General features: G+C 69.9%; 7 protein-coding genes. 2 read left to right on the top strand and 5 right to left on the bottom strand.

Annotation, left to right across the window (positions count from 1 at the left end; genetic code table 11):
• Together G3N61_RS36695 and G3N61_RS36690 are read left to right on the top strand one after the other, a co-directional pair.
• A partial coding sequence (locus tag G3N61_RS36695; protein ID WP_205824853.1) for a pyridoxamine 5'-phosphate oxidase family protein occupies positions 1-1995 on the top strand: 1995 nt, incomplete at its 5' end.
• Between the two features lie 122 nt (positions 1996-2117).
• Positions 2118-2321 (top strand): DUF2970 domain-containing protein, encoded by a 204-nt coding sequence (locus G3N61_RS36690; protein WP_043178166.1) that lies wholly within the window; start codon positions 2118-2120, stop codon positions 2319-2321.
• Between the two features lie 49 nt (positions 2322-2370).
• Here G3N61_RS36690 and G3N61_RS36685 read toward each other — a convergent pair whose 3' ends face one another.
• The 5 genes from G3N61_RS36685 to G3N61_RS36665 form a co-directional block, all read right to left on the bottom strand.
• Positions 2371-3510 (bottom strand): porin, encoded by a 1140-nt coding sequence (locus G3N61_RS36685; RefSeq protein WP_205824852.1) that lies wholly within the window; start codon positions 3508-3510, stop codon positions 2371-2373.
• Positions 3511-3869: 359 nt separating this feature from the next.
• The gene (locus tag G3N61_RS36680) at positions 3870-5195 is read right to left on the bottom strand and encodes an FAD-dependent monooxygenase (RefSeq protein ID WP_089453548.1); all 1326 of its coding nucleotides are present in this window, start codon (positions 5193-5195) and stop codon (positions 3870-3872) included.
• Positions 5192-5884: a S8 family serine peptidase gene (locus G3N61_RS36675; RefSeq protein WP_205824851.1), complete on the bottom strand. Its 693-nt coding sequence runs from the start codon at positions 5882-5884 to the stop codon at positions 5192-5194. Before G3N61_RS36675 ends, G3N61_RS36680 begins: the two co-directional genes overlap by 4 nt.
• On the bottom strand, positions 5877-7604 hold the full coding sequence (locus G3N61_RS36670) for an ABC transporter ATP-binding protein (protein WP_205824850.1): 1728 nt from the start codon (positions 7602-7604) through the stop codon (positions 5877-5879). The genes G3N61_RS36675 and G3N61_RS36670 overlap by 8 nt, the downstream gene beginning before the upstream one ends.
• Positions 7605-7653: 49 nt before the next feature.
• Positions 7654-8548 (bottom strand): sigma 54-interacting transcriptional regulator (locus G3N61_RS36665; protein WP_205824849.1); only part of this gene is annotated, 895 nt, incomplete at its 5' end.

The raw sequence follows: 8548 nt of genomic DNA, 5'->3' as shown, positions 1-8548 counted from the left end.
CCGCTCGGCGGCATCCAGAACTGCGCGGCGAATCTCGCGCGGATCTTCATCAGGACCTGCACGGGCGTGATTCTGTCGATCACGAAGGGTTCGTTCGTCGTGCCGCTCGCGGCGCACGCGTTGCCGGGCGATCCGCTGGCCGGCACGTGGCGGCCGGGCGCGCCGCTCGGCGGGCTCGGCATCGAATTCGATACGCGGCGGCGCAATCGCGTCAACGGCGTCGTGCGTGCGGTCGACGGCGATGCGCTGACGATCGCGGTCGAGCAGAGCTTCGGCAACTGCGCGAAATACATTCAGGGCCGCAAGCCGACGTACGTCGCAAGGGACGTCGATGCGTCCACCGGGCCCGACGTGTCGGATGAGTTGGACGATGCCGATCGCGCGCTGCTGGCGCAGGCCGATACGTTCTTCGTCGCGAGCGCGAACACGTCGGCGGATGCGGGCGCCGCGCGCGGGGCGGACGTGTCGCATCGCGGCGGGATGCCGGGGTTCGTGCGCGTCGACGATGCGCGCACGCTGACGACGCCGGATTTCAGCGGCAACCGCTTCTTCAACACGCTCGGCAACCTGCAGCACGATCCGCGCGCGGGGCTGCTGTTCGTCGATTTCGACAACGGCGACCTGCTGTATGTGGCTGCGCGCGCCGAGATCGTGTGGGACGGGCCGCTCGTCGCGTCGTTCGTCGGCGCGCAGCGGGTCGTGCGGTTCCATGTGCGCGAAGTGCGGCGCATGCGCGCGGTGTTGCCGTTCCGGTGGTCGGCGGTTGAGCCTGCGCCGCAGTTCGCGGCGATGGCGGGGGCGGAGGCGGGGGCAAGCGCCGTCGCAGGGGCGGTGGTGGTGCCGTCCACGTCCGCACCCGAATCGGCATCGACACCGGCGATCGCATCGACATCGGCATCGGCATCGGCACCCGCACCCGCACCCGCACCCGCACCCGCACCCGCACCCGCACCCGCACCCGCACCCGCACCGGCATGGCGGCCGCTGCGCATCGCGAAGATCGTCGACGAAGCGCGCGCGATCCGCTCGTTCCATTTCGAACCGGCGGACGGCGGCGCGTTGCCCGCCTACGAAGCCGGGCAGCACCTGACGCTGCGCGTCGCGCTGCCGGGCAGCGATTCGCCGGCGATCCGCAGCTACACGCTGTCCGATGCACCGGGCGGCGCGCATTACCGGATCACCGTGAAGCGCGAAGGGCGCGTATCGGCGTGGCTGCACGATCACGCGCAGGCGGGCATGACGCTCGACGCGCAGATGCCGCGCGGCCGCTTCACGTTCGATCTCGCGAGCCCGCGCCCGGCCGTGCTCGTGTCGGCCGGCATCGGCATCACGCCGATGGTCGCGATGCTGCGCCGCGCGCTGGCCGACGATCAGCCGTCGCGCCGCGTGATGTTCGTGCACGGCGCGCGCGAAGCGGCCGACCGGCCGTTCGCGGCGGAGCTGGCGCGCCTTGCGGCCAACGACGAACGGTTGTCGCTCCACTGCTTCGACAGTCGTCTTCACGACGGCTCGGCCGCGCGGGCAGGCCGTATCGACATCGCGCAACTGAAGCGCATCCTGCCGTTCGACGACTACGACTTCTACCTGTGCGGGCCGTCGGCATTCATGCGCGACCTGTACGACGGGCTGCGCGCACTGAACGTGCCGGACGAACGCATCCGTTTCGAGGCGTTCGGGCCGTCGAGCGTGGCGCGCAGCACGACCCGCGCGGTCGACATGCCGACGGCGGCAAGCGTGCCCGTCGTGTTCCGGCGCACGGGGCGCGATGCCGCATGGACGCCCGCCGACGGCACGCTGCTCGAATTCGCGGAAGGGCAGCGCATCGCGGTGCCGTCCGAATGCCGCTCCGGTTCATGCGGGACGTGTGCGACGCGCGTGCTGTCCGGTGCGGTCGACTACGAGCAGGTGCCCGATGCACCGGTCGAGCCCGGCTGCGCGCTGCTGTGCGTCGCGCGGCCCGCACAAGGGTCGGAACCGCTCGTGCTCGACCGCTGATGCACCCTGCGGCATGCCGCCGCAGATGGCCTGCTGCGCGAAAAGCACGCGCAACTGCTTCTTTTTCCGGATGCCGGTCGGATCGACGATAGCGTCAACCGATAGATGAAAGGAGCGCAATCATGAAACTGCTCGGCATGATCAAACTGGTCCTGTGGAGTTTCTTCGGCGTACGCAACAGCAAGGCGCACGCAACCGATCTCGCGAACGCCAACTTCACGATGCTGCCGTTCGTGGCGATCATCCTCGCGGTGCTCGTCGGCGCGGTCATCTACGGCGTCGTCCACCTGGTCGTCGATCCGACCGTGACGATGCAGGGGTTCTGAGCGTCGCGCGTGCCGCACGCGTTCCCGTGTCGGCACGCGGCGCACGCGCTCAGAACGCGTGGTTCACCGCGACGCGGGCGACGAGCTGGTGCCCGTTCGACGACGCGCCGGGCGAACCGGGCACGAGCCCGCCGTCGAGCGGCGTGCCGGTCGCGCTGCCGCCCACCAGTTGATAAGCGACCTGCGTATAGACCGAGGTGCGCTTCGACAGCAGGTACTGCGCCATCGCGCCGAACTGGTTCCAGTGCAGCGAGGACTTCGCGCCGGCCCGATCGAGGCCGCCGCGCGTGTACGTGTACATGCCGCCGACGAGGAAGGCCGGCGTCACGTTGTACTTCGCATTGACTTCGACGTTGTCGAACGTGAGCCGCGCATTCGCGAGGCCCAGGCTGCCCGCATAGATCGACGCGTCGGGCTGGCCGACGTTCACGTGCGAATAGACCGCGCCCAGCGTCGCAGGCCCGATTCCGTAGTTCACGCCGATCCCGTAGATCTTCTGGTTGCCTGCGACGAAATCCGTGTCGTCCGGCGTCAGCGCGCCGCCCGTCGTGGTGCCGGGGTTCGACATGTTTTCGTAGACGGCGGCGACCGACAGCGTCTGGTACGTGTAGTTCAAGCCGACGCCGAGCATCCGGTTCTGCGCGAAGCCGCCGGCCTGGTTGCTCAGCCCAACCATGACCGTGCCGGAAATGCCGCCAAACGTGGGGCTCGTGTACTTCACCGCGTTGTTCGCGTGGAACGACGCATCAGTGTTGTCGTTGTCGAGCGGATGCGAGAACAGGAAGCCCGCCCAGCTGCCGTTGGCGGTCAGCGGCCCGATCGTGTCGGCGACGGTATCGAACTGGCGGCCGAGCGTCAGCGTGCCGAGTTGGTCCGACTGCAGCCCGACATACGACTGGTAGCCGAACAAACGGCCGCCGTAGCCGAGCTGGCCGTTTTCGACCAGGAAGCCGCTCTCGAGGTCGAAGATCGCGCGCAGCCCGCCACCGAGATCCTCGTTGCCCTTGATGCCCCAGCGGCTCGTCGCGAGATCGCCGCTCGCCATCTGCCATGACGACTTGCCGCCGACATTGCTCGTGTAGTTGATGCCTTCGTCGAGGATGCCGAACATCAGGACGGAGCTTTGCGCATGCGCGTTCGTGAAACCGATCAGGAATCCTGCTGAAAGGATGAGGCGTGATTTTTTCATGTGGGGTGCGGGCTGGAAAGGTGAAACGGTCGATGGTCCGGCGCGCGGCGTGAGCGGCGCGTGACCTTCGACAAGCAGATGGCGTGCCATCACGCGTTTCAGGACCGCGATGCGCGGGCTGCGTTCCGTTTCATGGTGATGTGATCGTCGAACGGGCTTGATCGCGCGCAAATCGCGTAGCAATTCGCATCGCGTGTCGCATGTTGCGTCTCAGATTGAGACGGGCGGCGATGCGGGATCGTGCGGGCGCGAAGGCGCATGCGGCGATGCGTGAGTCGCGGGACGATGGAGTGGCGGAAGCGGAGGAAGCGGAGGAAGCGGAGGAAGCGGAGGAGGCAGAAGAGGCAGAGGCGCGCGCGTCACGCGCGTACGAACGGATATCCCTGCGTTTCGAGCCAGTGCCGCACCAGCGCGGCTTGCGGTGGCGCGAACTCCGCCAGCACCTGCGCCACCGGCCGCTCGCGCAGCGCTGCGACGATCGGCGCGAGCGGGATGCCTTGCAGATGCCAGCTGCCGAGCGGCTGATCGGGGCTCGTGACGACGTCGGCCTCGACGATCGTGTCGCCGTCGATCACAGGCGCACGCTCGATCGCGAGCGAGTCGAAATCGGCGGCGCGATGCGACGGCGCATCGTCAGGCCACGCGCGGCGCGCATCCCAGAACGGCCGGTCGGCCCATTGCGTGTCGAGCGCGTAGAAGTCGCGGCCGATCCGCGCGAAACGCATGAACAGCGCGGTGATGCGGCGCGCGTGAAAGCGCAGCGCGAGTGCCGCACGCTCGGGATGCGCGAGCAGCGTATGGATGACGGCCGGCGCCTGCAGTGCCGACGACAGCGACTGGAAGATGCCGTTGCCGGACAGCGGATCGACGGCCATCGCCGCGTCGCCGACGCGCAGCCAGTTCGTGCCGCCGGCGTCGCCGCACAGCGTCGCGCTGCTGGTGCGCGCGAACACGCGCGCATCGGCGCCGGTATCCGCGCCTCCCGCACCGAAGAAGTCATGCGCGAGCGGCGTCTGCCGCAGCGTCGCGCACCACGCGGGTAGCGCGTCGCGTGGCGGCAGCGTCGTGGTCGCGACGTCGAGCGTCGCCTGCCAGTAGCAGCGGCCGTCAGGCAGGCGCGCCATCCACGCCCAGCCGTCGGGCAAGCTCTCGATCGCGGAAGCCGCGTCGCCGGGCGTGCCTTGCCACACGTTCAGCAGGCTCAACGTCTGCGGGCCGCGGATCGCATCGCGCGCGTGCGGCGCGAGCCGGCCGCGCGCTTCGACCACGAACGCCGCATGCAGCGTTGCGTCACCGGCCGGCGTGTCGATGCGGATCGCATGCCCGTCGCCGTCGGCTTGCACCGCGCGTACGGTCGCTTCGCGCACCGCAATGCCCGCATCGGCCAGATCGCGGCGCAGCGCCGCGTCGAAACGGCGGCGGTCGATCAGGTGTTCGTGATTGAGCGTACGCGTGTCGCCGTTCCAGCGCGTCGTGCGGGCACAGGGCGGCAGCGCACAGGCGGCGGCCTGCGCGAGCCCGGCATGACGCAGCCCCTGCAGCACGCGCTCGGACACGCCTTCGACCGCATCGAAGCGTCGCCATTCGCTGACGACCGTGACCGGATAGCCGAGCCGCGCGAGCCCGAGCGCGGTGGCGGCGCCGGCCGGCCCCGCGCCGAGCACGACGACCGATGCGCGGTTCATGATGCGTGCGTGCGTCGCTCGACGCCGATGTAGGTGGCGTCCGTGCGCAGGTGATCGAGCAGGGCAGCCGTATCGTCGTCCGGGTGACGCGCGAACCAGTCCGCCGCATGGCCGCTGAGCGCCGCGCACGCGATGCTCGCGCCGGCCGGTGCGCGCGGTACGCCATTCGACACGACCGCGCCGAAATCGGCCTGCGCACTGTCGAGCCACGACCATTGGCCCGGCATGCAGCGCGCATCGCCCGTGACGCGCACGATGCCCGGATAGCTGGCTGGAAACACCGGCGTGCCTTGCGCGGGGCTCGACGCGAAGACGGTCACGCGTTGCGCGACGGCTGCCGCGCACGCATCGCGCAGCGTGTCGCGATCGGCGCGCACGCCGAGGCTCAGGTTGATCACGCGAACGCGTTGCAGGAGCAGCCAGTCGATGGCGTCGGCGATCTGCGCGGCGCTCGTCACGCCGCGCGCCTCGAACACCTGTGCGACAACCAACGCCGCCTCGGGTGCGGCGGCCGCGATCGTCGTGCAGATCGCGCTGCCGTGACCGATCCGGTCGGGCTCGACGGCACCGGCCTGCACCACGGAAGCCGCGTCGAACGAGAAGCGCCGCGCGGCGGCGACGCGTGCGTCCAGCGCAGGCGGATAGCCGCTGTCGACGACGCCCACGCGCACGGCCCGATCGTCACGCATGCGCGACATCCCGGTGCGTGCGCTGTGCGAGTCGTCCGTCCGCGAGTTCGAAATGCAGGTCGACGCCGGCGAGCGTCGACGCGCGGTGACTGACCAGGATGCGCGTGCGGTCGCCGAACAGGGTGTCGATCTGCGCGATGACCTGCCGCTCGGTCGCTTCGTCGACGGCCGACGTCGCTTCGTCGAGCACGAGGATCGCCGGCGCCTGCAGCAGTGCGCGTGCGATCGCGATCCGCTGCTTCTGGCCGCCGGACAGTTGCTGTCCGCGTTCGCCGACCGGCCCGTCGAGCCCGCCCGGCAGCGTCGCGATCAGTTCGTCGAGCTGCGCGGCGCGCGCGGCATGCACGATGTCGTCATGGGTCGCGAGCGGCGCCGCGTAGCGGATGTTGTCGGCGAGACTGCCGCGAAACAGCACGATGTCCTGGCTGACGACCGCGACGTGGCGGCGCAGCGCGTCGAGATCGACGTCGCGCAGATCGATGCCGTCGATCCGCACGCTGCCGCGCTGCGGGTCGTAGAAGCGCTGCATCAGGTCGATCAGCGTCGACTTCCCGCTGCCCGACAGCCCGGACAGCGCGACCTTGCTGCCGGCCGGCACGCGTGCGCCGGCGCCGCGCAGCACCGGTTGCGCGCGCTCGTCGTGCGCGAACCACACGTCGACGAACTCGAGATCGCCGCGCGCGGGCAGCTCGCGTGCGTCGGCCGGCGGCTGGACGGCGACCGGTGCGCGCTGCAGCTCCATCACGCGCCCGAGGCTGACCGTCATCCGCTGCAGCGCGACGTAAAGCCCGAGCAGGCTCTTCACGGGGCCGATCGCCATCCCGAGATAGCTCGAGAACGCGATCAGCGAACCGAGCGGCCAGTCGCCGCGAATCACCCAGTAGCCGCCGACGATGAACGCGCCCGCGCGCGACAGCGACGTCAGCGTGCCGGGCACCGATTGCGTGATGAACTCGGTGACCTGCAGCTTCAGCAGGCGTTCCATGTAGCGATCGCCGAGGCCGTCGAGCCGCGCCTGTTCCGCGCGCTGGCGGCCGGCGGCCTGGATGAACTTCATCGCGGGCAGCGTCTCGACGAGGAACGACGACACGTCGGCCGCGCCTTCGCGCACCGATCGCGCGTCGCGCTCGACCTTGCGGCGCATCGTGCGCAGCCACAGGATCTCGAACGGAATCAGCAGCAGTGCGAGCAGCGACAGCTTCCACGACAGCGTGACGAGCAGCACCAGCGTGCCGACGAGCCCGATCACGTTCGACACCGCGGAGAACAGCGCGTCGAGCGCGAAGCGCTGGATCTCGGCGACGTCGCCGTCGAGACGCGACAGCAGGTCGCCGAGGCGGCGCTGGCCGTAGAACGACGGCGACAGCCGCTGCAGGTGCGCATAGACGGCGCTGCGCAGCGAGAACAGCACGCGGCCGGACAGCCGCGTGTGCAGATAGCGGTTGATGCCGCCGAGCAGCGTACCGATGAAGCCCGCGAACACCATCGCGAACGCGACCACCACCAGCATCCGGAAATCCTTGCCGACCAGGCCGCGGTCGATCAGCTCCTTCGTGAGCCACGGTTGCGCGAGCGCGAGCAGCGATGCGCAGGCCGACAACGCGAGCAGCCCGGCGATCGCAAGCCGGTGCGGCCGCACGAAACCGTACAGCCAGCCGAACGCGCGCGCGAGCTGCGCGCGGTCGTCGGTCTTCACGAAACGCAGGACGAGTTTCAGCATCGGCGCGACCGGTCCGTCACGAACGCAGCGGACGAACGCGCGCGCGGCCTCATGACTGCAGCCGCTTGAGACGACGGTACAGCGTCGCGCGGCTGATGCCGAGCGTCTGCGCGGCGGCCGCGACGTTGCCGTCGTGGCGCGCGAGCGATTCGCGGATCAGGTCGTCCTCGTGGCGGCGGATCAGCCCGAACGACGCGTCCGGTGCCGGACACACGCCGTCGATGAAGCCGTCGCACAGATGGTCGAGGCCGAGCACGTCGTCGTGCTCGTCGCGCACGGCGAGCGCGGTGCGCAACACCATCTCGAGCTGGCGGATGTTGCCGGGCCAGCGGTGCTGGCGGAACACGTCGGCGAGTTCGGCGTTCACGCTCACGTGCGGCGCGCCGAGCCGCGCGAGCAGCGCCGTGACGATAAGGTCGACGTCGTCGCGTTCGCGCAGCGCGGGCAGCAGCACGTTCACGCCGTGAATCCGGTAGTAGAGGTCTTCGCGGAAGGACTTGTCGCGCACCATCGTCGGCAGGTCGCGGTGCGTCGCGCAGATCACCGCGATGTCGATCGCCTGCTCGTCGCCCGCGCCGAGCGGCGCGACCTTGCGTTCCTGCAGCACGCGCAGCAGGCGCGCCTGAAGGTGCAGCGGCATGTCGCCGATCTCGTCGAGGAACAGCGTGCCGCCGTGCGCCTGCATCAGCCGGCCCGTCATCCCGCCCTTGCGGGCGCCCGTGAACGCGCCGTCGCGATAGCCGAACAGCTCCGACTCGATCAGCCCTTCCGGAATCGACGCGCAGTTCACCGCGACGAACGGCTTGCCGGCGCGCGTGCTCGCATCGTGCAGCGCACGTGCGACGACTTCCTTGCCGGTGCCCGTCTCGCCCTGCACGAGCACGGGCAGCCCGTTGTTGAGACCTTGCCGCGCCATCGTCAGCGCGCGCAGCAGGCGCGGCTGA

Origin of the sequence: Burkholderia sp. Ac-20349, from assembly GCF_017104865.1 — a bacterium.
Taxonomy (GTDB): Bacteria; Pseudomonadota; Gammaproteobacteria; order Burkholderiales; family Burkholderiaceae; genus Burkholderia; species Burkholderia aenigmatica.
This window is presented reverse-complemented; position numbering and strand designations above follow the sequence as displayed.